A 21,970-nucleotide genomic window follows, 5' to 3' on the forward strand; every position below is an offset into this window, starting at 1 on the left:
GCCGAACACAGAAGTTAAGCTTCTTAGCGCCGATTGTAGTGAAGGGTTTCCCTTTGTGAGAGTAGGACGTCGCCACGCGAATTGTTGTTTTTGGAGGTTTAGCTCAGCTGGGAGAGCACCTGCCTTACAAGCAGGGGGTCAGCGGTTCGATCCCGTTAACCTCCATTTTTTGAGCCGTTAGCTCAGTTGGTAGAGCATCTGACTTTTAATCAGAGGGTCACAGGTTCGAGCCCTGTACGGCTCATATTCATATTTCATTTGCGGGTGTGGCGGAATTGGCAGACGCACTAGATTTAGGATCTAGCGCCGCAAGGCGTGGGGGTTCAAGTCCCTTCACCCGCATATTTAGCCGGCTTAGCTCAGTTGGTAGAGCATCTGATTTGTAATCAGAGGGTCGAGGGTTCAAGTCCTTTAGCCGGCACCATTTTGCGGAAATAGCTCAGTGGTAGAGCACCACCTTGCCAAGGTGGGGGTCGCGGGTTCGAACCCCGTTTTCCGCTTAGCCAATTCATTACGCCGGGGTGGCGGAACTGGCAGACGCACAGGACTTAAAATCCTGCGGTGAGTGATCACCGTACCGGTTCGATTCCGGTCCTCGGCATTGTTTTATATTTAGCACCCATAGCTCAACTGGATAGAGTGTTTGACTACGAATCAAAAGGTTAGGGGTTCGACTCCCTTTGGGTGCATTAGTTATATACGGGAAGTAGCTCAGCTTGGTAGAGCACTTGGTTTGGGACCAAGGGGTCGCAGGTTCGAATCCTGTCTTCCCGATAATAATTTTTATGGGGCCTTAGCTCAGCTGGGAGAGCGCCTGCTTTGCACGCAGGAGGTCAGCGGTTCGATCCCGCTAGGCTCCATTCTTATTTTAATATAAGAGTTTCGCGGTGTAGCTCAGCTGGCTAGAGCGTCCGGTTCATACCCGGGAGGTCGGGGGTTCGATCCCCTCCGCCGCGATTATACATTTGGAAGAGCCTGGACCTTTAGCTCAGTTGGTTAGAGCAGACGGCTCATAACCGTCCGGTCGTAGGTTCGAGTCCTACAAGGTCCATTGTGACGTTGTTTATAGTTTTATTTTTATCATGGAGGATTACCCAAGTCCGGCTGAAGGGAACGGTCTTGAAAACCGTCAGGCGGGTAAAACCGTGCAAGGGTTCGAATCCCTTATCCTCCTTTCTTAGGAATTAAGTTTCCTTGGTCTAATTATCGCGGGGTGGAGCAGTCAGGTAGCTCGTCGGGCTCATAACCCGAAGGTCGTAGGTTCAAATCCTGCCCCCGCAATTGCTTTTGATTTCAAAAGCACATAAAAAGAAAAGTATGGTTTGGTAGTTCAGCTGGTTAGAATGCCTGCCTGTCACGCAGGAGGTCGCGGGTTCGAGTCCCGTCCAGACCGCCATGCGGGTGTAGTTTAGTGGTAAAACCACAGCCTTCCAAGCTGTTGTCGCGAGTTCGATTCTCGTCACCCGCTTTTCTTTTTGGGCCTATAGCTCAGCTGGTTAGAGCGCACGCCTGATAAGCGTGAGGTCGATGGTTCGAGTCCATTTAGGCCCATAATTTTATAAAATGGCCCGTTGGTCAAGCGGTTAAGACACCGCCCTTTCACGGCGGTAACACGGGTTCGAGTCCCGTACGGGTCATAGTTTTGTTACGGAGGATTACCCAAGTCCGGCTGAAGGGAACGGTCTTGAAAACCGTCAGGCGGGTAAAACCGTGCAAGGGTTCGAATCCCTTATCCTCCTTTCTTAGGAATTAAGTTTCCTTGGTCTAATTATCGCGGGGTGGAGCAGTCAGGTAGCTCGTCGGGCTCATAACCCGAAGGTCGTAGGTTCAAATCCTGCCCCCGCAATTGCTTTTATTTTTTAAAGCATACATTTGCATAAAGCAAAAACGAATTGGTTTGGTAGTTCAGCTGGTTAGAATGCCTGCCTGTCACGCAGGAGGTCGCGGGTTCGAGTCCCGTCCAGACCGTTTTTGGCTCGGTAGCTCAGTTGGTAGAGCAATGGATTGAAGCTCCATGTGTCGGCAGTTCGATTCTGTCCCGCGCCATCCAAGAAAAATTTGCGGGTGTAGTTTAGTGGTAAAACCACAGCCTTCCAAGCTGTTGTCGCGAGTTCGATTCTCGTCACCCGCTTTTTTCTTATTTGGGGCCTATAGCTCAGCTGGTTAGAGCGCACGCCTGATAAGCGTGAGGTCGATGGTTCGAGTCCATTTAGGCCCATTTATTTCTTGGGGAAGTACTCAAGTGGCTGAAGAGGCGCCCCTGCTAAGGGTGTAGGTCGGGAAACCGGCGCGAGGGTTCAAATCCCTCCTTCTCCGTTTTTTCTTTTTAATGGCCCGTTGGTCAAGCGGTTAAGACACCGCCCTTTCACGGCGGTAACACGGGTTCGAGTCCCGTACGGGTCATAGTGAAGCATACAAACATTGTTTGTATGCTTTTTTTATTTTTATTACAAAAAAATGTCGTTGAAAGCGTTGACATTTTTTGTAAATATGTTATTCTTTGGATGTAGGGATAAGTAAATAGATGGATAGTGATTGTTTAAAGACAAGCTAAACCTAATTTTTTCATGAAGCGACAGGTGTGTCGTTCTCTTTGAAGAAATTGGGTTTTTCTTTTTTCAACGAAACACAAAGGAGGTGGGGCATTGATTATTCACAAAATTTTAAACAATAATGTGGTTATTACATTAGATGATGATAAACGAGAGCAAATTGTTATGGGCAAAGGAATTGCTTTTAAGAAACGCATTGGTGATTGGGTTCCTGATGAAAGTATCGATCAAGTTTTTTATTTAGCCAATCAAGAAACATCACTTAAGTTTCAAGAATTGTTAGGAAATATTCCTTTAGAGATGATGAAACTCTCGGATGACATTATTGTTTATGCAAAATCAACGTTGAAAAAGAGTTTGAATGATACCATTTATATTTCTCTGACGGATCATTTGTACACAGCTTTAGAAAGAAAAAAACAAGGAATTGCAATTAAGAATTTATTATTATGGGATATTAAACGTTTTTTTCCTGAAGAGTACGAAGTAGGAGTAAATGCTTTAAAAATGGTACAAAAGCGCGTAGGAATGGAATTGTCAACGGATGAGGCAGGTTTTATCGCATTGCATTTGGTAAATGCGGAGATGGAGGAAGAAGTCGGTAATATTTACGAATTGACAAAGTTGATGCAAGAGATTACAAATATCGTCAAATACTATTTTAAGGTAAGTTTTGATGAAGACTCTGTCTACTTTTATCGATTTAGCACACATTTAAAATTTTTCTGTTATCGCTTATTACACCAACGTGAAGTTGTCGAAAATGATGATGAAGAACTGTATGCGGTAATTAAAAAGAAATATCTCAACGCCTATCGTTGCGTGGAAAAGATCAGCTTGTATTTAAATGAGAACTATGACTATCAAGTTTCAAATGAAGAACGCTTGTACCTAACGATTCACATTGCACGAATTGTACAAACAACGGAACAATAAACGCACCACTTTGGATAGTGACATTCAGTTGGCTAAACCTTCAAATGAAAATAAATTTTTGGAGGAAAAAAAGATGGGAAAATATCATGAACTAGCAGAAAAAATTGTAAAAAATGTCGGTGGGCAAGAGAATATTAATAGTTTGACACATTGTATCACACGTCTTCGCTTCAAATTAAAAGATGAGAGTCAAGCGAATGATGATGTCTTAAAAAATATGGACGGTGTGGTAACTGTTATGAAAAGCGGTGGACAATACCAAGTCGTTATTGGGAACCATGTTCCAGCCGTTTACGAAGAAGTAGTTAGTATTGCAGGCTTGTCAGGAGAACGTGAAGAAGAAGCTTCCAGTGGGAATTTATTTGATCGCTTAATAGATATTTTAAGTGGTTGTTTCCAACCCTTTTTAGGGGCGTTAGCAGCGGCTGGGATGGTCAAAGGGTTAAATGCCTTATTGGTTTTCTTAAAGCTCTATACGGCTACGTCAGGGACTTATACCATGTTAAATGGGATTGGCGATGCAATTTTCTACTTTATGCCAGTTATTTTAGGTTATACAGCAGCTAAAAAATTCCGGTTGCATCCAATGGTAGGGATCGTGATTGGCGCAGCTTTATGTTACCCAACGATTCAAGGAAGTGCATTACAAACGGCCTTTGAAACAACAGCGGGTGCCGGAGCCGCAGCACCGTATAATTTATTCGGTTTACCTGCCTATAATACATTTATGGGGATTCCTTGGGTCGGTGCGAACTATACAAGTAGTGTCGTACCAATCATCTTCATTATTGCTTTTGCGGCACAAGTTCAAAAAGTGTTTAAACGTATTATTCCAGAAGTTGTTCAAACGTTCTTAGTACCGTTTTTCGTCTTGTTGATTGCCTTACCAATTGGTTTCTTAGTAATTGGGCCAATCGTTAGCATGCTAACAGATTTATTAAGCGCTGGCTTTACAGCATTAATGAGTTTCTCACCAGCTTTGTATGGTTTGATTCTTGGTTTCTTCTGGCAAGTCTTAGTTATTTTTGGTTTACATTGGAGCGTTGTGCCATTAGCTATTATGCAAGTGACACAAGAAGGTTCAAGCCAAGTATTAACGGGATCATTTGCAGCTAGTTTTGCGCAAACAGCGGTTGTTTTAGCGATGTTCTTCAAATTGAAAGATAAAAAGTTAAAAGCTTTGTGTCCGCCAGCAATTATCTCTGGTATTTTTGGTGTAACAGAGCCAGCAATTTATGGAATCACTTTACCAAAAAAATGGCCATTTATTTATTCAATGATTGGTGGCGCTGTCGGTGGTTTATATTTGATGATCAACAATGTGACAGCTTATACAATGGGTGGTTTAGGAATTTTTGGTGTGCTAAACTTTATCAATGGTGATGATGCAAGTGGGATGATTCAGTCCTTTATTGCAATTGCCATTGCAGCGGTCGTTGGTTTTGGTCTAACATTCTTCTTCTGGAAAGACGATACAGTTGAGGAAGAAGAAGTGATTATTGATAAAACAACGATTAAAAAAGAAAATATTACAAGTCCAGTCAAAGGACGAGTGTTATCTTTAAAAAATGCAGAGGATCCTGCTTTTGCAAATGGAGCATTAGGAAATGGGGTCGTGATTGAACCAACGGAAGGCAAAGTGGTTGCACCCTTTGATGGAACGATTGTCACACTATTCCCAACAAAACATGCATTAGGTTTGATTTCAGATAACGGCACAGAGTTATTGATTCATATTGGGATTGATACAGTTCAATTAGAAGGCGAAGGCTTTGAAGCTTTTGTAAAACAAGGTGACCGCGTGAAAAAAGGTCAAACATTAGTAACCTTTGATTTAGAAGGAATTAAAAAAGCTGGGTTTAGTACACAAATTCCAATCGTTGTGACGAATACAGCGGATTATTTAGATATTTTGGAAGTCGGCAGTAATGAAGTTTCAACAAGTGATGATTTGCTGACCGCTTTAATATAAAAAGATGTGGAGGAAGAGAATTTATGGCATTTAGAAAAGACTTTTTATGGGGTGGCGCAACAGCAGCCAATCAATGTGAAGGTGGCTATAACGAAGGTGGACGCGGTTTGGCAAACGTCGATTTAGCGCCAACTGGTCCAGATCGTTTTCCAGTAATCACTGGTGAAAAGAAAATGTTTAACTTTGATGAAGAACATTTCTATCCTGCACAAGAGGCGATTGATATGTATCATCGCTATAAAGAAGATATCGCCTTATTTGGTGAAATGGGTTTTAAAACATACCGTTTATCCATTGCTTGGAGTCGAATTTTTCCAATGGGAGATGAAACAGAGCCGAATGAAGAAGGCTTGAAGTTCTATGAAGACTTATTCAAAGAATGTCATAAATATGGGATTGAGCCACTAGTAACGATTACACACTTTGACTGCCCAATGCACTTAGTGGAAGAATATGGCGCTTGGCGTAGTCGTAAGTTAGTAGGTTTCTATGAAAATCTTTGCCGTGTAATTTTCAACCGATATAAAGGATTAGTCAAATATTGGTTAACATTTAACGAAATTAATATGATTTTACATGCACCATTTATGGGAGCAGGTCTATACTTTGAAGAAGGCGAAAACAAAGAACAAGTGAAATACCAAGCGGCTCATCATGAACTACTAGCAAGTGCAATTGCGACAAAAATTGCTCATGAGGTAGATCCTGAAAACCAAGTAGGTTGTATGTTAGCGGCTGGTTCCAACTACGCTTATACTTGTAAACCAGAAGATGTTTTCGCTGCTCGACAAGCAGATCGTGAAAATTATTTCTTTATTGATGTCCAATCACGCGGGGAATACCCTGCGTATGCTTTAAAAGAAATGGCCCGTAAAGGTATTCAAATTGAAATGGAAGAAGGCGACGAAGAACTTTTAAAAGAACATACGGTGGACTTCATTTCGTTCTCTTATTATTCTTCTCGTGTCACATCAACAGATCCAGAAATTAATGAACAAACAGCTGGTAACATCTTTGCCTCTGTGAAAAATCCTTATTTAAAAGCCAGTGAATGGGGTTGGCAAATTGATCCGCTTGGTTTGAGAATTACGATGAATGACTTATATGATCGTTATCAAAAACCACTATTCATTGTTGAAAATGGCTTAGGAGCGGTAGACACACCAGACGAAAATGGTGATGTAGTCGATGATTATCGTATCGATTATTTGGCGGCGCATATTCAAGCGATGAAAGATGCTGTTGAACAAGATGGTGTCGACTTGTTAGGCTATACGACTTGGGGCTGTATTGATTTAGTATCAGCTGGAACAGGTGAAATGAAAAAACGCTATGGCTTTATCTATGTGGATCGCGATAACGAAGGAAATGGTACGTTAAAACGAAGCAAGAAGAAATCGTTTGATTGGTACAAAAAAGTAATCGCAACAAATGGTGAAGATTTAAGTAATTAATAAAATTAGCAACTATTAAAGGGCGTTTGACGTTGGTAGAAAAAACAAGGACTCTTCTGCCAGCGTCAATTCCCTTGATGGTTTCTTTGTTATGCCTAAAAACAGAGGGAAAGAGGGATTTTATGGGATTTCCAGAAAATTTTTTATGGGGCGGCGCAACAGCTGCTAACCAATATGAAGGTGGCTACCTTTCAGGAGGCAAAGGTCTGAGTACATTAGATGCAATTACTGGTGGTAGTCAAACAGAACCGCGACGGATTACGTATTTAACTAAAGAAGGCCAAAAAGCTTCGTGTACGCGCGATCAAGCATTACCCGAGGGAGCGATTGGCTATATCGATGAAGAATTATACTACCCTAGTCATGTAGCGACGGACTTTTACCATCATTACGAAGAAGATATCGCCTTATTTGCAGAAATGGGTTTCAAATGTTTTCGGCTGTCTATCGCCTGGAGCCGGATTTGCCCAAATGGAACAAAAGAGATTAATGAAGAAGGCTTAGCCTTTTATGATAAAGTTTTTGATGCTTTGCTGCGCAATGGAATTGAGCCCGTTGTGACGATTAACCATTTTGATATTCCGATGTATTTGGCCGATGAATATGATGGTTGGAAAAATCGTGAAGTGATTGATTTCTTTGTTTTCTTTTGCGAAACCATTTTTACGCGTTATCAGGATAAAGTGAAGTATTGGATGACTTTTAATGAAATTAATTTTTTAAGAAGTTGGACGCAAATTGGGATTCACAATAATGATAAACAAAGTAAATATCAAGCAGCGCATCATCTATTTGTAGCAAGTGCGAAAGCAGTTGAATTAGGACATTCCATCAATCCAGATTTCCAAATTGGTATGATGGTGGCTTATATTCCAAGTTATCCTTTGTCCTGCAAACCTGAGGACGTGATGGCAGCTGTTCAATTTAACCGAGAGCAAGAATTTTATATGGATGTCCAGGCTAAGGGCTATTATCCAGCGCATAAGCTCAAAGAATTTGAGCGTGAAGGAATGACAATTCAAATGGAGTCAGAGGATTTAGCGATTATTCAAAAAGGAACAGTTGATTATATCGGGTTTAGTTATTATATGTCGACTGTTTCGACTGCTTATCCCGAAGAAGTAAAATATGTCGGAGGCAACCAAATGCCTGCGGTTAAAAATCCTTATTTGCAAGAATCTGAATGGGGCTGGGCTGTCGATCCTTTAGGGTTAAGAATTTCATTGTGTCAGTTGTCAGATCGTTACAATATGCCATTGTTTGTGGTTGAAAACGGGTTTGGCGCGGTGGACACATTGCAAGAGGATGGCTCGATTGTCGACGATTACCGCATTGATTATTTTAAACAACATATTGAAGCCATGAGAACCGCAGTAGAAGAAGACGGGGTTAACTTAATTGGTTATACGCCATGGGGTTGTATTGACTTAGTTTCAGCAGGGACTGGCGAAATGAAAAAACGTTACGGCTTTATCTATGTAGACATGGATGACCAAGGTCAGGGAACCTTGAAACGAACTAAGAAAAAATCATTTAATTGGTACAAACAAGTTATCGCTAGTAATGGTGAAAACTTAACAACTGAGTAGAAAATGAGGGGAAATAAAAAATGAAAAAACGATTGACGATTGTGGGGATGCTTTTTCTGGCCATTTTAGTAATGGTTGGTTGTGGTAAAAATCAGCAAGCAACGACAAAAGAAAAAGAGACAAAACCTGAAGAACTAACTCTTTACATTGTGCGCCATGGAAAAACCATGTTAAATACGACGGACCGCGTACAAGGATGGTCAGATGCGGTCTTAACACCAGAAGGTGAAAAAGTTGTGACAGCAACTGGGATTGGCCTGAAAGATGTTGCCTTTCAAAATGCATATAGTAGTGATAGTGGCCGCGCCTTGCAAACTGCTCAACTTATTTTAGACCAAAATAAAGCAGGCAAAGACCTTGAAGTCGTGCGTGACCCAGATTTACGTGAATTTAATTTTGGTAGCTACGAAGGGGATTTAAATAAGACAATGTGGCAGGATATTGCTGATGATCAAGGTGTTTCCTTAGAAGAATTTATGAAAAACATGACCCCTGAATCCTTTGCCAATAGTGTAGCTAAACTGGATCAACAGCGCGAGGAAAGCAAGAATAACTGGCCTGCAGAAGACTATGCTACAATTACTAAACGTTTGAAAAAAGGCTTAGATAAAATTGTTGCTACAGAATCAGCCAATCCCGGGAATGGCAATGTTTTAGTGGTCTCTCATGGCTTGAGTATTTCAGCGTTGTTAGCAACTTTATTTGATGATTTTAAAGTCCCAGAAGGCGGTTTGAAGAATGCTAGTGTCACAACAATTCATTACAAAAATGGCGAATATACTTTGGATAAAGTCAATGATGTCAGCTACTTAGAAGCAGGCGAAAAAGAATCAAAATAATCTAAGGCATCGAGAAACGGTCTAGTTAGGAGTTGGTGGAGCAAGAAAAGGGTTGCTTCACCAACTCCTATTGTTTTTTATTAAAAGTGAAGGCTTACCTCATCACATTTTTAAATAGAAGTGGTTCGAGCTCAAAAATGATTTATCGCATAACTATGCTGACTAGATTTTGGACCGTTTTTTTACTAACTGAATAAAAGCATGTTCTGATGGGGTATTTTTACATTTATATTAAGTGAAAATTAGAAATTATTTTTTTAATTAGTGAATCAACTATTAAATAAATAGCATGAAAACATTGTGACATGTATCAGTTAAAAACCAGTCCTTTTATGACTGTTGTTGTTTTAGTTAATGAAATAGGTTGTTATTTATTATCTAAATTGTATAAGGCTGTTACTATGTTTGCTTATATTAGTAATGTGTCCCTATAAAATAGAATAATAGCTATGTCTATTTAAAATAGTGTATGCTACTATTTTTTACAACAGACAAATTTATGAAAGTAAGACTGTTTGTTGAAAAATAATTTATATATTAATGAAAAAGTTTAAGAAAGTGTATTGATGGTTTCAAGTGAAGCGATATAATTAATTTCATTAGAGAGAAGTGTTAGAATGGCGAGGAAGCAACGGTTTATTGTTAAGTCAATGTTACTATCATTCCTTATTTTAGGAGTCCTTTCCTTCATTTTCAAAGAATATATTTTTGAAAATGTTGGTTTATTGAGGGCTTCGTTAGCTCTGATAGTATTTTTCATTGGCGAGTATATCTATTTAGACTATACTTTATCAAATAACAGGGCTTTATTGATCTGTTCGGTGTTGATATTTCTGCTTTCAGCTTCATTGTTATTTTAATAAGGGAAGTGTAGGAAAAATAAATGATGATTTGAGACGGTTATTATCAGCTACTTAGAAGCAGGCGAAAAAGAGACAAAATAATCCCTGGCATCGAGAAACGGTCTAGTTAGGAGTTGGTGGAGCAAGAAAAGGGTTGCTTCACCAACTCCTATTGTTGTGTTCTTTTTTTATTAAAGGTAGAATCAGAAAGAAGAATTTTTTCATTGGGAGGAAATGAGATGAAAAATAGAACAAAATCACGCTGGAAAAAAATTGTCCTAGGACTTGGGCTTTTTTTAGTAATCTTAGTCATCGGTTTGACTATTTTTATTAAAAATAGTACGTATCAAGCAACCGATTCAGCCTTAAAAATAAGTCAAAGTGCCACGCAAGAAAAAAACTATGATTATTACACAAACGGGCAAAAAAATGATACAGCACTGATTTTTTATCCAGGTGCATTGGTTGCGCCCGCTAGTTATAGTGAATGGGCGCAAGAAGTTGCTACGAAAGGTTATGATGTCTATGTTGTTCATTTTCCTTTGAATTTAGCGGTTCTTGCACCAAATGCTGCAGAACAAATTATAAAGGATCATCCACAACAAAACTTCGTTTTGGCTGGGCATTCTCTGGGTGGTGTGATGGCTAGTCGTTTTGTAGCGGAAAATGAGCAACGAATCAAAGGCATGATTTATTTAGCCAGCTATCCTGACGAAAAAGGTGCACTAAACAAGCAAGATCTGCCGGTTCTGTCAATAACAGCCACAAACGATGGTGTTTTAAATTGGACTAGCTACCAAAAAGCCAAACAGTTTTTGCCAAAAGATACGCAGTATGTATCTATCGAAGGTGGGAATCATGCAGGGTTTGGTAATTACGGTGTCCAAAAAGGAGACAACAAAGCGACAATTTCTAACGAGCAACAGCAAACAGAAATCAGTCAATTGATTGTAGCGTGGCTACAATCACGCCCCAATAAATAATCCGATGAGCCGAAATGTTATTTTTTCGGCTCATTTTTACTGCGATAAACAGAGGGGGTTACGCCTGTTTCTTTTTTAAAAGTGGTGGCAAAATATGCTGCGGTTTGGAAGCCAACTTTTTTCGCGATTTGTTGAATCGTAAGGGGTGAATGGAGAAGCAATTCTTGGGCTTGCCTAATTCGGATACTTGTTAAATAAGCTAATGGGGTTTGTTTTGTCTGTTCCTTAAAGGTTCGCTGCAAATGAAAGGGACTACCGTGGCAGGCTTGCGCTAAATAGTCTAAACTTAATGGTTCCGCTGAATGCCGATCAATAAATTGCTTAATTTGAGCAACCCATTCCTCGTTAGGAACGACTTGCCCGGTTGGTTGACATCTTTTACATGGACGAAAACCAAGTGTTAAAGCTTCCTGAGCCGTTTTGAAGATCAGAACGTGGTTCTTGTTGGGCACACGGGAAGGGCACGAAGGACGACAAAAAATTTTAGTTGTGGTCACACCATAAAAAAAATCACCATCAAATTGCGTATTATTATTTTGAATGGCTTCCCAACGTTTCTGAGTAAGTCGATACGTTGTTTTCATTGTAAGCACACCTCCCGTTTTCTTCATTGTAAAAGAATCCCTAATAAAAACAAGTAAAAAGTGATAGGAGCGCAAGATTTTGAAAGCCAAAAGAATTATAATGAAGATAAGAAAAACACGAGAAAGAAGTGTAGAAATATGGCAAAAAAGATTTATTATGCGCAACAAGAATGGCAGAACGATCACTATTATCTTGGTGTGACAGACGCTGGACTAGCTTTTGTAGGTTCAGCCAATCAATCGATAGAAGAACTGAAAAACTGGTATCCTCAAGCACAATTAGAAGCTTCTGAAAAGAAAACTGCGCCTTATAAAGAAGCACTAATAAGTTATCTTAACCAACATTCGACAACGTTTGCTTGCCCCATAGACATCGAAGGAACGCCCTTTCAAAAAGAAGTTTGGCAGGCGTTGCAAGAAATACCTTATGGTGAGACAATAACCTATCAAGAAATTTCAGAAAAAATTGGGCGTCCACGTGCGGTTCGAGCAGTTGGCACAGCGATTGGGAAAAATCCTTTATTAATGGTCATTCCTTGCCATCGAGTCATCGGCAGCAAGGGACAATTAACCGGTTACCGTGGTGGTTTAGCAATGAAACAAGCATTATTAACATTTGAACAGTCTTAAAAGGAGGCGGCGATGAACAACTATCAATGGTATACAGAACAATGGGGAAAACCTACAAGAGAGGATGATTTGCTGTTTTTATTGTTGACGGTGGGTGTTTTTCAAGTTGGTTTAAGTTGGAAAGCAGCAGCAGGGAAAAAAGTAGCATTCATGAAAAATTTTTGCCAAATGAAGCCGGAAAAAGTTGCCGCGCTGTTGCCTGACGAAGTCGATCGAATAGTAGCTGATCCAGATATGATTCGTAATCGGCGCAAAATTGAAGCAACCATTAAAAATGCGCAAGCAATTTTAAAAGTACAAGAAGAATTTGGCAGTTTTGCCAATTATCTATGGCAATTTGTAAAAAACGTCCCCGTTTTATCTATTTATGAAGAAGCATACCAAGTCCCACGCACACAGCTTTTGTCAGATAACGTAGCAAAAGACTTAAAAAAAAGAGGATTTTCTTTTGTAGGTCCGATTGTCACCAATATGTTTCTGAAAGCTAGCGGGATTATCCAGGTGGAAATTTTAAATCCAGAATAAAGGAGTGTTAGGATGTTTGAAAATGAATCTCTTAGTTTTGAAGAACAAACAATTATTCAAGCAGCAGAGCGTTATGTTCAACAAGAATTAGCCAACGAAGCAAGTGGCCATGACTGGTGGCATATTTATCGGGTGACACAATTAGCAAAAACAATTGCAGAGAAAGAACAAGCAAATTTATTTTTATGTATATTAACAGCATTGTTACATGATATTGGCGATGAAAAATTTAACGAAAGTGAAGAGGCTGGCTTACTAAAGGTGCAACAATGGTTGGAAGCAAATAACGTATCAACAGAGCAAACGAATCACATCCTTTCCATTATTGCTAATATGTCCTTTAAAGGAGGAAATACTGGGAAAACAGTCACTACATTAGAAGGAAAAGTGGTCCAGGATGCGGATCGATTAGATGCCATCGGTGCGATTGGAATTGCACGGGTGATGGCTTATTCGGGAAATAAAGGCCGTTTAATTCACGATCCTCACAAACAACCTCGTGAACAGTTAACCCAAGAAGAATACCGGAATGGGGAAGATACTGCTATTATGCATTTTTACGAGAAACTTTTAAAGTTAAAGGAACAAATGAATACAAATTATGGTCGCTTATTGGCGGAAAAGCGTCATCAATTTATGGAACTTTATCTGGAGGAATTTTATCAAGAGTGGGATGGACACCGATAAATGAGGGCCAACTAAAACAGTCAGTACATTTCTTTTTGAATTTTAAGAGAACTCTTTTTTACAAATACCTCAGAAGTGGTAAAATGATGGATGAATAAACGGGTGGTTTATCTTAGTTTTACGTTACATATAGGAGGTAATTATGGAGACAAAAAAATCGAGTGGCATGTTTGCAGTTATTGCCGCACTGATTGCGAATATTTTAGTAGCGATTAGTAAATTTGTTGGTTTTGCTTTAAGTGGTAGTACCGCTATGATGAATGAAAGTATCCACAGTGTCGTGGACTGTAGTAATCAGGTGTTATTACTTTTTGGGAATAAGCGCGCTTCTCGTGGGCAAAGTGCGTTACATCAATTTGGAGAAGGCCGTGCAAAATACTTTTTTAGTACAATTGTTGCAACGATGCTCTTTTTTGGTGGGGGCGCGTTAGGCGTAATGGAGGCTATTCAGAAGTTACTGCATCCCTCTCATGAAGTAGAAAATGTGGCTATTGTCATTGGTATTTTAATTTTTGGTTTGCTTGTGGAAGGTAGCTCTTTGTGTGTAGCGATGAAAGAAATCAAAGAATTGAATACAGAGAAGTTATCGCTCTTAAAATTTTTGCGAGAAAGTCGTCACAGTGAAATTTTAATTATTTTTACGGAAGACTTTTGTGCGGTTATTGGTTTGTGTTTAGCTTTGGTGGGAACCCTTTTAACAATGGTAACTGGGATTGCTGCATTTGATGCTATCAGTGGTTTACTGATTGGTTTACTATTAATGTGTGCAGCCATTTTCTTAGCGAAAGAATTTTATAGTTTGATTATAGGAGAAAGTGTGACCGCTACAGATTTAGCAAAAATTAAAACCGCATTTGATCGGGCGGATGTTGAAAAACTAATTGATGTAAAAACCGTTCATTTAGGCCCAACTGAAATTTTAGTAGCGGCAAAAATTGATGTGGTAGAACCAATGGAAGAAGATGCACCTGATGTTGTGAATGCGATTGAACGAGACATTCGCAGTAAAATGCCTGATAAAAAAATCTATATCTATATTGAAGTTGACGATTATGATGTGAATTACGTTCGTAAATAACAAATGAAAGAATAATTTTAAAAAATAATATGGGGGAAGAAACGATGCAAGAGGCAATTATAACAAGTACAGTAGATTTAACCAGTGGTGGTTGCAACGCCTGTGGTTTAGTGGAAGATACCGTCTACACATTAGCAATGAATGGAGTGGACATTCCGTTAGATGGCTTGACAGTTGCTCATCTAGTTTCTGCTGTTGTTGCCAGAAATGGATTTAAACAGGAGCTACAAATGGATATGCTAGATGACGAATATATCCTTTATCGAAAAGAAGACACAGCAGTAACCTTTAAAGAAGCGTACAATCATTTAAGCTACGATAACGGTTCTGAAAAAATCCAATCTAAAAATAAACTGGAAGATTTACCAGAACTTTTTGAACAAGTCAATCAAATTCTAACAACTGTTTTTGGAATTGAAACTGTCAATTTTATTATAGAATAAAGTAAAAAATAGAACAGAAATTGGACAATCAATGAGTGAAAGAGATTGTCCAATCTCTGTTTTTTAATGTATAAATAGAAAATAAAGACAAAAAATGATTAAGTTAAGTGAACGCCTTTATCGACATAAATGATGTCACCGACCACACCACTAGCTAGTTCACTGACTAAAAAGGCACAAGTGTTTCCGACTTCTTCAATGGTTACACCTGTTTTATCTGGTGTCCGCTCATTAGAAATACTAATCAATTGATCGTAGTCTTTTACACCAGTCACAGCCAATGTTTTAATCGCTCCTGCGGAGATTCCGTTGACACGAATTTTATCTGCAGCTAATTCAAAAGCTAAATATTTCACGGCAGTTTCTAAAGATGCTTTAGCAATCCCCATCATATTATAGTTAGGAATCGCACGTTCGGAACCTAAATACGTCAATGTGACAATTCCTGAACCAGGATTTAACAAAGGTTTCGCATAATGAGTGACTGCTAAAAGAGAGTAGCTACTAATATCTTGTGCTAATAGGAAACCATCACGAGTGATGTCACTAACATTTCCAGACAATTCTTCTTTTTTGGCAAAAGCAATCGCATGGACTAGTCCATCGATCGTGCCCACTTCATTTTTAATTGTTTCAAAGGCTGCTTGAATGGACGCATCAGAAGCAACATCGCACTCCACCAACAAATCATTTTCATCTGCTAATTTAACCACTTGCTTTTTCATGCGTTCGTTTTGATACGTATAAATAACATTGGCCCCTTGATCTTTTAATGCTTTTGCACAGCCCCAAGCAATACTTTTTTTGTTGGCAACACCCATTACGACGACATTCTTATTTTGTAAAAACATATAAAATCTCCTTTAATAAAAAATTTTTGTTGATAGAATAGGCTTTTCTTCATCAAAATGTAAAAGTTACATTTATTGAGTTGACGAATAAAATTTCAACTGGTATTATCTGTGTGAGAATGATAACAAAATCTTCTCAATTTTCTAATCTTGAAAAAAACAGACATTTTTCCTGATGTCTGAATTATTAACCAAAATACTTTGAAAGTCAAACTATTTTTCTTATTTTTTAATAAAAAGTGCTGGAAACCGCATGAAATAATAGTTTGATAATCAAAATAAACTCGGAGGTACAGTATGAAAAGAGTGGTCATAACCGGCATGGGTGCCGTAACACCATTAGGCAATACCGTAAAAGAATTTTGGCATAATCTAGTGGATGGCAAACTAGGAATTGGCAAAATTACTAAATTTGATTCTGAAGATACTGGGGTAGCTTTGGCTGGCGAAGTGAAAGAGTTTGACCCAAGTGCTGTTTTAGAACGCAAAGAGCAAAAAAGAATGGACTTATTTTCTCAATATGGCTTGGTCGCTGCTTTAGAAGCGTGGGAAATGAGTGGTTTAACAGAAGCAACGATTGACCCGACTCGTTTAGGTGTGATTGTCGGTAGTGGGATTGGCGGGATGACTACCTTACAAGACCAAGTACGGGTAATGGATAAAAAAGGCGCAAAACGCGTAACACCATTTTTCGTGCCCATGGTAATTGCTAATATGGCAGCGGGAAATATTTCGATTCGTCTAGGTGCAAAAGGACCTTCTCAAACTATCGTGACTGCTTGTGCTTCTGCGACGAATGCGATTGGTGAAGCTTTTCGCACGATTAAATATGGTTTAGCGGACATGATGGTAACTGGGGGGACAGAAGCCACAGTATGTGAAATTGGGATTGCAGGCTTTGCAGCATTGAATGCTTTAAATACAACAGAAGATGCGACTCGGGCTTCGATTCCTTTTGATAAAGAACGAAAAGGTTTTGTGATGGGTGAAGGCGCAGGAATGCTGGTTTTAGAAGAACTCGAGCATGCACAGAAACGTGGCGCAACTATCTACGGCGAAATTGTTGGCTATGGCAGCAACTGTGATGCTAGCCACATGACCGCTCCTTTAAAAGACGGTAGTGGCGCGGCGGCTGCGATGGAAATGGCGATTGCAGAAGCAGGGATTACACCGGAACAAATTGGGTATATCAATGCTCATGGTACGTCAACCCCGGCGAATGACGCTGCGGAAACAACGGCCATCAAACGTGTCTTTGGTGAGCGAGCATCGCAAATTCCAATTTCAAGTACAAAGAGTATGACTGGACATTTATTGGGCGCGGCTGGCGGTATCGAAGCGATTGCTTGTGTACAAACATTGCAAGAAGGAAAAGCTCATCCGACAGTAGGCTACCAAGTTGCTGATCCAGATTGTGATTTAGATTATGTCACAGAAGGTGCACGTGACATTACAGCGGACTATACAATTAGTAATTCGTTTGGCTTTGGTGGCCATAATGGTGTAATTTGCTTGAAGAAATGGGAGGAAAACTAGTATGAAAAAAGTAATGACTGCAACAGAAATTATGGAAATGATTCCTAATCGCTATCCGATTTGTTATATTGATTATGTGGATGAAATTATTCCAAATGAAAAGATTATTGCAACAAAAAATGTAACAATTAACGAAGAATTTTTCCAAGGACATTTCCCTGGAAATCCAACAATGCCAGGCGTTTTGATTATTGAAGCATTGGCACAAGTAGGTTCGATTTTAATCTTAAAAATGGATCAATTTGAAGGTGAAACAGCCTATATTGGCGGTATCAACAAAGCCAAATTCCGTCAAAAAGTGGTCCCTGGTGATGTCTTGAAATTACATTTTGAAATCGTCAAATTACGTGACTTTGTCGGCATCGGCAAAGCGACTGCTTACGTGGAAGATAAAAAGGTCTGCGAATGTGAATTGACGTTTATTGTGGGACGATAAGAATCAATCAATTTTGGATACGTTAGTTTCCCTAAGAAAAGGAATAAGTCACAATGGCTTATTCCTTTTTAAATTTATATAAATAACACTAACGCAAAAAAACATGCTATAATCATAAAAAGCTTATGTGAAGGTGGTAAGCTTATGAGTAAAACAATTTACAGGAGGGTTTTTCTTTTGGATATTTCAGTAGAGTTTTCGGGACATAAATTGGCGAATGTGTTAATGAACGCATCAGGTATTCATTGTATGACAATTAAGGAAATGGACGAGTTAGCGGCTTCTCAAGCAGGTGCTTTTGTCGCTAAGACGGCAACACCTAATCCTCGTCAGGGCAATGAGGAACCACGGTATTTTGATACACCATTAGGAAGTATTAACTCAATGGGCTTGCCTAATTTAGGGATTGATTATTATTTAGATTATCAGATTGCACGTCAAAAGGAATTTCCTGAGGAGTTACGCTTTTTATCTGTATCTGGTATGAATTATGAGGAAAATATCGCTATTTTAAAAAAAGTGCAAGAAAGTGAATACACAGGAGTGACAGAATTTAATTTGTCTTGTCCCAATTTGCCTGGTAAACCGCAAATTGCTTATGATTTTGAATTAACAGAAAAGCTTTTAACAGAAGTTTTCCAATTTTTTACTAAACCATTAGGTGTAAAATTACCCCCATTTTTTGATATTGCACATTTTGACGCAATGGCTGAAATTTTAAATAAATTCCCTTTAGTTTACGTGAATAGTATTAATAGCATCGGTAATGGTTTATATATTGACAGTGACAAGGAAGAAGTGGTCATTAAACCAAAAGGAGGCTTCGGTGGACTGGGCGGCGAATATGTCAAACCAACAGCGTTAGCCAATGTTCGTGCGTTTGCGCAACGTTTGAAACCAGAAATCAAAATTATTGGAACGGGCGGTATTACATGTGGAAAAGATGTTTTTGAGCATCTTTTATGTGGTGCGACATTAGTACAAGTCGGTACACAATTGCATCAAGAAGGTCCACAAGTTTTTGAGCGTCTAGCCAAAGAATTACAAGAAATCATGGCAGCAAAAGGTTATGAAAGTATTGAAGAATTTCGTGGGAAATTGAAAGAGATGTAACAAAAAAAACGTCAAGAAATTTTCTTGACGGTTTTTTGTTATTTCACAGCCTTAACATTTTCCATAAAGGCTTCCAAATATTCAGGTTGTGTTAATTGTTGGTTATAGGTGTCGCTATCATGGCAAATGTAATTGCCTTTTTTCGTGTAGGTTCCGTCACCGCCTGATTTGGTGGTAGCTAGGAACATAGACACATTCGTGATTGTTTGACAGATGGAGCAAACACCTTTAACAATGGTGGGTGAAAGGGTGCCGTGGACGCCGATTAATTTATTTTCTCGATAAGCTAAGATAAATTTTTTCTGAGTCCCAGCGTCGTTCCAACCGACATAGGTATTGTTCCGTAAATCCATGTTTTCCCACTCAGGAATCTTTAACTTTTTCACTTTGCGAAAGACTTTCGTGACTTGTGGTGTTGAAGGTTCCTTAAAGGGCAGCACGGTTTCTTTTAATTCGTCTAAATATTTTTCAGCACGCGCGCGTGTTAAACGACGATCCATCACTTTGTCCAACAAAATCGTAACAGCAGGGTGTTCTTCTGGAAATAACCCATTGATTTTTTCGGCACATAGGGCCTGGACAGTTTTGACAGTCGTAGCATCGTTAACAGACGTATAGGTGTTTAGTAACACAGCGACTTGTTCTTTAATTATGTTAAATTGGTAAGGTTGAATAGTTGGGTTCATGATTTTAAATTCCTTTCAAATAGACCGAGTACATACGCTGAAAGGCAATTTGTCTCACCAACGTATGTTTAGTGACAGACAACCTCATGTGTTTTTGATAAAGATAGCGTTTGACGTATCATATCATCACCCCCTTTAATGATTGATTTTTTCTATGTAAAAAGTGAAAATAATTGATGAAAGCTTGGTAATTCTAACGCAATTCAAGAAAAAAGGCAAGTTAAACTCGTTTTATTTCCCAATTCAATGTCTGGGGAGTGATAAACTTCTAAAAAAGATACGTGATTTCCTAGATTAATCCTAGGTTATTTGCTACAATAATGAAGAATTAACCAGAGAAAAGGAGAAATTACAATGATTGCAGCAAGCGATTTAAAAGCCGGTATGACTTTTGAGCAAGACGGCAAATTAATTAAAGTAATGGAAGCTAGCCACCACAAACCAGGTAAAGGTAACACGGTTATGCGTATGAAATTAAAAGATGTTCGTACGGGTTCAACAACAGATACAACAATGCGCCCAGATGAAAAAGTGAAAAAAGCGCACATCGATACAAAACCGGTTCAATATTTATACAGCCAAGATGATATGGCTATTTTCATGGATTTAGAAACATATGAACAATATGAAGTACCAACTGCTTTAATTGAAGAAGAACTAAAATATTTATTAGAAAATATGGAAGTAAAAATTCAATTTTATGGTGAAGAAGTCATTGGTTTAACTTTACCAACAACGGTAATCTTACGTGTTGCTGAAACACAACCTTCAATCAAAGGCGCAACAGTAACTGGTTCTGGTAAACCCGCTACAATGGAAACAGGATTAGTTGTTAACGTTCCAGATTTTGTTGAAGCAGACGAATTATTAGAAATCAATACTGCGGAAGGTACGTATTTAAAACGTGCTAAATAAGTAGCAGAAAAACAGAAGGCTAGCCTTCTGTTTTTTTTGGTCTATTAATTCTTTTGCCTATAAGAAAACCATTGGTGTGATAGGAAATAGCAATCGTTAGAATCGTTGACACTAGAAAATGGGAAATGGTATAGTTTGGTCAACACATGACGAAGGAGGAAATCAACCATGACGAAAAAACAAGCTAGCCCTTTTTTAGAAACGGAAAGCTGTTGTTGTATGGTGCAAAATAGTGCAGCATACTCTTTTGTGATGGGGAAAACCTCCGTTATTTCTGAAAAATTGCCTAACACGATTCCTCTCTGAATCTAGACAACCAGAAATAAACAAAAAAGGTGCTGATGCGATCAGCACCTTTTTGTTTTATGTACATGTATTAGAAGGAGGAATTCGCTATGATTGTTCAGTCAATTTTAGACACAATCGGAGCAACACCATTATTTGAATTTACAAGTGAACAATATCCTATGCCAGAAGGCACTAAAATTTATGCGAAACTAGAATATTTGAATCCAGGTGGCAGTGTCAAAGATCGGCTTGGTGTGCATCTTCTCAAAGAGGCAATGAAAACGGGAAAGATAAATCAAGCCACAACAATTATTGAACCGACAGCTGGGAATACAGGGATTGGACTTGCATTAGCTGCCAGTCAACTGGGCCTCAAGACAATCTTTGTTGTGCCAGAAAAATTTAGTCAGGAAAAACAACAGCTGATGCAAGCGTTAGGTGCTAAAATTGTCCCTTCGCCAACAGAGCAAGGGATTGTCGGAGCGATAACTAGTGCCCAAGACTTAGCCAAGGAAATTCCTAATAGTTACGTGCCGTTACAATTTGAAAATCCGGATAATCCTGCTGCTTACTACGAAGGATTAGGACCTGAAATTGTTCAAGACCTAGGCGGGAAGATTACTAGCTTTGTCGCAGGTTTAGGCAGTGGTGGAACGTTTGCAGGTGTTGGCAGATATCTCAAAGAACAAAATAGTAAGACGCAATTATGGGGCGTGGAGCCAGAAGGTTCAATTTTAAATGGCGGACCTGCACACGGACATGAAATCGAAGGCATTGGCGTGGAGTTCGTGCCGCCTTTTCTTAAACAGATTCCTGTGGACGGCTTTTATACCATTTCAGACGAGGATGGTTTTTTCTGGGTCAAACAATTAGCCAAGAAAAGCGCTTTGCTGGTGGGAAGCTCCAGCGGCGCAGCATTTGCGGCGGCATTAAGAGAGGCGCGCCGCTTACCAGCAGGCAGCACAATTGTAACTATTTTTCCTGACGGTAGTGACCGTTATTTATCAAAAAATATTTATTCTTAGGAGGAA

20 protein-coding genes, 25 tRNA genes and 1 rRNA gene (1 of these 46 only partly in view) are annotated in these 21,970 nt (G+C 39.2%); 43 read left to right on the top strand and 3 right to left on the bottom strand.

All coding sequences use genetic code 11. The features are described 5' to 3' along the window. The 32 genes from rrf to IGI80_RS04845 all read left to right on the top strand — a co-directional run. A 5S ribosomal RNA gene (rrf, locus tag IGI80_RS04690) occupies nucleotides 1–78 on the top strand; it begins 38 nt to the left of the window's first position. Between the two features lie 14 nt (nucleotides 79–92). Then, nucleotides 93–165, top strand: a tRNA-Val gene (locus IGI80_RS04695). A 6-nt stretch (nucleotides 166–171) separates the two neighbouring features. Further along, nucleotides 172–244 (top strand) — tRNA-Lys (locus tag IGI80_RS04700). 16 nt (nucleotides 245–260) lie between these two features. Then, a tRNA-Leu gene (locus IGI80_RS04705) sits at nucleotides 261–342 on the top strand. 6 nt (nucleotides 343–348) lie between these two features. Further along, nucleotides 349–424, top strand: a tRNA-Thr gene (locus IGI80_RS04710). A 4-nt stretch (nucleotides 425–428) separates the two neighbouring features. After that, nucleotides 429–500, top strand: a tRNA-Gly gene (locus IGI80_RS04715). A gap of 15 nt (nucleotides 501–515) precedes the next feature. Beyond that, nucleotides 516–601, top strand: a tRNA-Leu gene (locus IGI80_RS04720). A gap of 14 nt (nucleotides 602–615) precedes the next feature. Then, a tRNA-Arg gene (locus IGI80_RS04725) sits at nucleotides 616–689 on the top strand. An 11-nt stretch (nucleotides 690–700) separates the two neighbouring features. After that, nucleotides 701–774: transfer RNA gene (locus IGI80_RS04730), tRNA-Pro, on the top strand. Between the two features lie 13 nt (nucleotides 775–787). Next, nucleotides 788–860: transfer RNA gene (locus IGI80_RS04735), tRNA-Ala, on the top strand. A 23-nt stretch (nucleotides 861–883) separates the two neighbouring features. Continuing rightward, a tRNA-Met gene (locus IGI80_RS04740) sits at nucleotides 884–957 on the top strand. Between the two features lie 20 nt (nucleotides 958–977). Beyond that, nucleotides 978–1,051 (top strand) — tRNA-Ile (locus IGI80_RS04745). 33 nt (nucleotides 1,052–1,084) lie between these two features. After that, a tRNA-Ser gene (locus IGI80_RS04750) sits at nucleotides 1,085–1,174 on the top strand. 33 nt (nucleotides 1,175–1,207) lie between these two features. Continuing rightward, a tRNA-Met gene (locus IGI80_RS04755) sits at nucleotides 1,208–1,281 on the top strand. Nucleotides 1,282–1,319: 38 nt separating this feature from the next. Further along, nucleotides 1,320–1,396, top strand: a tRNA-Asp gene (locus IGI80_RS04760). Nucleotide 1,397: 1 nt separating this feature from the next. Further along, nucleotides 1,398–1,468 (top strand) — tRNA-Gly (locus tag IGI80_RS04765). A gap of 9 nt (nucleotides 1,469–1,477) precedes the next feature. Further along, a tRNA-Ile gene (locus IGI80_RS04770) sits at nucleotides 1,478–1,551 on the top strand. 14 nt (nucleotides 1,552–1,565) lie between these two features. Continuing rightward, nucleotides 1,566–1,637: transfer RNA gene (locus IGI80_RS04775), tRNA-Glu, on the top strand. 12 nt (nucleotides 1,638–1,649) lie between these two features. Beyond that, nucleotides 1,650–1,739 (top strand) — tRNA-Ser (locus tag IGI80_RS04780). A gap of 33 nt (nucleotides 1,740–1,772) precedes the next feature. Further along, nucleotides 1,773–1,846: transfer RNA gene (locus IGI80_RS04785), tRNA-Met, on the top strand. Nucleotides 1,847–1,894: 48 nt separating this feature from the next. After that, nucleotides 1,895–1,968: transfer RNA gene (locus IGI80_RS04790), tRNA-Asp, on the top strand. A gap of 5 nt (nucleotides 1,969–1,973) precedes the next feature. Then, nucleotides 1,974–2,046, top strand: a tRNA-Phe gene (locus IGI80_RS04795). A gap of 14 nt (nucleotides 2,047–2,060) precedes the next feature. After that, nucleotides 2,061–2,131, top strand: a tRNA-Gly gene (locus tag IGI80_RS04800). A 13-nt stretch (nucleotides 2,132–2,144) separates the two neighbouring features. After that, nucleotides 2,145–2,218 (top strand) — tRNA-Ile (locus IGI80_RS04805). Nucleotides 2,219–2,228: 10 nt separating this feature from the next. Beyond that, a tRNA-Ser gene (locus IGI80_RS04810) sits at nucleotides 2,229–2,316 on the top strand. A 15-nt stretch (nucleotides 2,317–2,331) separates the two neighbouring features. After that, nucleotides 2,332–2,403: transfer RNA gene (locus IGI80_RS04815), tRNA-Glu, on the top strand. Nucleotides 2,404–2,645: 242 nt separating this feature from the next. Next, nucleotides 2,646–3,488, top strand: coding sequence for a BglG family transcription antiterminator LicT (licT, locus tag IGI80_RS04820; RefSeq protein WP_002355181.1), 843 nt, complete (start codon nucleotides 2,646–2,648; stop codon nucleotides 3,486–3,488). Between the two features lie 73 nt (nucleotides 3,489–3,561). Continuing rightward, on the top strand, nucleotides 3,562–5,460 hold the full coding sequence (locus IGI80_RS04825) for a beta-glucoside-specific PTS transporter subunit IIABC (RefSeq protein WP_002387875.1): 1,899 nt from the start codon (nucleotides 3,562–3,564) through the stop codon (nucleotides 5,458–5,460). Between the two features lie 23 nt (nucleotides 5,461–5,483). Further along, nucleotides 5,484–6,914: a 6-phospho-beta-glucosidase gene (locus tag IGI80_RS04830; RefSeq protein WP_002375743.1), complete on the top strand. Its 1,431-nt coding sequence runs from the start codon at nucleotides 5,484–5,486 to the stop codon at nucleotides 6,912–6,914. Between the two features lie 122 nt (nucleotides 6,915–7,036). Then, nucleotides 7,037–8,503: a glycoside hydrolase family 1 protein gene (locus tag IGI80_RS04835; protein ID WP_002361133.1), complete on the top strand. Its 1,467-nt coding sequence runs from the start codon at nucleotides 7,037–7,039 to the stop codon at nucleotides 8,501–8,503. Between the two features lie 20 nt (nucleotides 8,504–8,523). After that, nucleotides 8,524–9,342 (top strand): histidine phosphatase family protein, encoded by an 819-nt coding sequence (locus IGI80_RS04840; protein ID WP_002358330.1) that lies wholly within the window; start codon nucleotides 8,524–8,526, stop codon nucleotides 9,340–9,342. A 1,081-nt stretch (nucleotides 9,343–10,423) separates the two neighbouring features. After that, on the top strand, nucleotides 10,424–11,167 hold the full coding sequence (locus IGI80_RS04845; protein ID WP_002385408.1) for an alpha/beta hydrolase: 744 nt from the start codon (nucleotides 10,424–10,426) through the stop codon (nucleotides 11,165–11,167). 17 nt (nucleotides 11,168–11,184) lie between these two features. On the opposite strand, the gene IGI80_RS04850 is transcribed toward IGI80_RS04845, so the two are convergent. Next, complete coding sequence (locus tag IGI80_RS04850; RefSeq protein ID WP_002379037.1) at nucleotides 11,185–11,778, bottom strand: bifunctional transcriptional activator/DNA repair enzyme AdaA; 594 nt, start codon at nucleotides 11,776–11,778, stop codon at nucleotides 11,185–11,187. A 111-nt stretch (nucleotides 11,779–11,889) separates the two neighbouring features. Here IGI80_RS04850 and IGI80_RS04855 point away from each other — a divergent pair, with 111 nt between their 5' ends. From IGI80_RS04855 to IGI80_RS04875, 5 genes are all read left to right on the top strand, one after another. Beyond that, entirely contained in the window at nucleotides 11,890–12,381 is a 492-nt protein-coding gene (locus IGI80_RS04855; protein WP_002362939.1) for a methylated-DNA--[protein]-cysteine S-methyltransferase, read from the top strand. A 12-nt stretch (nucleotides 12,382–12,393) separates the two neighbouring features. Next, a complete protein-coding gene (locus IGI80_RS04860) occupies nucleotides 12,394–12,906 on the top strand; it encodes a DNA-3-methyladenine glycosylase I (RefSeq protein WP_002355189.1) in 513 nt (170 codons plus the stop codon). Nucleotides 12,907–12,918: 12 nt separating this feature from the next. Continuing rightward, a complete protein-coding gene (locus IGI80_RS04865) occupies nucleotides 12,919–13,593 on the top strand; it encodes an HD domain-containing protein (RefSeq protein ID WP_002355190.1) in 675 nt (224 codons plus the stop codon). A 142-nt stretch (nucleotides 13,594–13,735) separates the two neighbouring features. After that, nucleotides 13,736–14,671 carry a cation diffusion facilitator family transporter gene (locus IGI80_RS04870; protein ID WP_438722739.1) on the top strand — a complete coding sequence of 312 codons (936 nt, stop codon included), beginning with the start codon at nucleotides 13,736–13,738 and terminating at the stop codon, nucleotides 14,669–14,671. A 29-nt stretch (nucleotides 14,672–14,700) separates the two neighbouring features. Beyond that, on the top strand, nucleotides 14,701–15,114 hold the full coding sequence (locus tag IGI80_RS04875) for a DUF4809 family protein (protein ID WP_002355192.1): 414 nt from the start codon (nucleotides 14,701–14,703) through the stop codon (nucleotides 15,112–15,114). Nucleotides 15,115–15,212: 98 nt separating this feature from the next. Here the strand turns inward: IGI80_RS04875 and fabI are convergent, their stop codons facing one another. Then, complete coding sequence (gene fabI, locus IGI80_RS04880) at nucleotides 15,213–15,965, bottom strand: enoyl-ACP reductase FabI (RefSeq protein WP_002358338.1); 753 nt, start codon at nucleotides 15,963–15,965, stop codon at nucleotides 15,213–15,215. A 297-nt stretch (nucleotides 15,966–16,262) separates the two neighbouring features. Here fabI and fabF point away from each other — a divergent pair, with 297 nt between their 5' ends. The 3 genes from fabF to IGI80_RS04895 all read left to right on the top strand — a co-directional run bounded on the left by fabF (nucleotide 16,263) and on the right by IGI80_RS04895 (nucleotide 19,050). Then, complete coding sequence (gene fabF, locus IGI80_RS04885) at nucleotides 16,263–17,501, top strand: beta-ketoacyl-ACP synthase II (protein WP_002358339.1); 1,239 nt, start codon at nucleotides 16,263–16,265, stop codon at nucleotides 17,499–17,501. Nucleotide 17,502: 1 nt separating this feature from the next. Beyond that, nucleotides 17,503–17,937 (top strand): 3-hydroxyacyl-ACP dehydratase FabZ, encoded by a 435-nt coding sequence (fabZ, locus tag IGI80_RS04890; protein ID WP_002355197.1) that lies wholly within the window; start codon nucleotides 17,503–17,505, stop codon nucleotides 17,935–17,937. 144 nt (nucleotides 17,938–18,081) lie between these two features. Beyond that, the gene (locus IGI80_RS04895) at nucleotides 18,082–19,050 is read left to right on the top strand and encodes a dihydroorotate oxidase (RefSeq protein WP_002386045.1); all 969 of its coding nucleotides are present in this window, start codon (nucleotides 18,082–18,084) and stop codon (nucleotides 19,048–19,050) included. A gap of 38 nt (nucleotides 19,051–19,088) precedes the next feature. Here the strand turns inward: IGI80_RS04895 and IGI80_RS04900 are convergent, their stop codons facing one another. Then, nucleotides 19,089–19,736: a FusB/FusC family EF-G-binding protein gene (locus IGI80_RS04900; protein WP_438722741.1), complete on the bottom strand. Its 648-nt coding sequence runs from the start codon at nucleotides 19,734–19,736 to the stop codon at nucleotides 19,089–19,091. A gap of 354 nt (nucleotides 19,737–20,090) precedes the next feature. On the opposite strand from IGI80_RS04900, the gene efp reads away from it, so the two are divergent. The 3 genes from efp to IGI80_RS04915 all read left to right on the top strand — a co-directional run bounded on the left by efp (nucleotide 20,091) and on the right by IGI80_RS04915 (nucleotide 21,964). Next, a complete protein-coding gene (efp, locus tag IGI80_RS04905) occupies nucleotides 20,091–20,651 on the top strand; it encodes an elongation factor P (RefSeq protein WP_002355202.1) in 561 nt (186 codons plus the stop codon). A gap of 168 nt (nucleotides 20,652–20,819) precedes the next feature. Continuing rightward, nucleotides 20,820–20,957 carry a hypothetical protein gene (locus IGI80_RS04910; RefSeq protein ID WP_002355203.1) on the top strand — a complete coding sequence of 46 codons (138 nt, stop codon included), beginning with the start codon at nucleotides 20,820–20,822 and terminating at the stop codon, nucleotides 20,955–20,957. 89 nt (nucleotides 20,958–21,046) lie between these two features. Beyond that, nucleotides 21,047–21,964: a PLP-dependent cysteine synthase family protein gene (locus tag IGI80_RS04915; RefSeq protein WP_002361143.1), complete on the top strand. Its 918-nt coding sequence runs from the start codon at nucleotides 21,047–21,049 to the stop codon at nucleotides 21,962–21,964. Nucleotides 21,965–21,970 lie beyond the last annotated feature (6 nt).

Origin of the sequence: Enterococcus sp. DIV1420a, from assembly GCF_051712165.1 — a bacterium.
Classification (GTDB): Bacteria; Bacillota; Bacilli; order Lactobacillales; family Enterococcaceae; genus Enterococcus; species Enterococcus faecalis.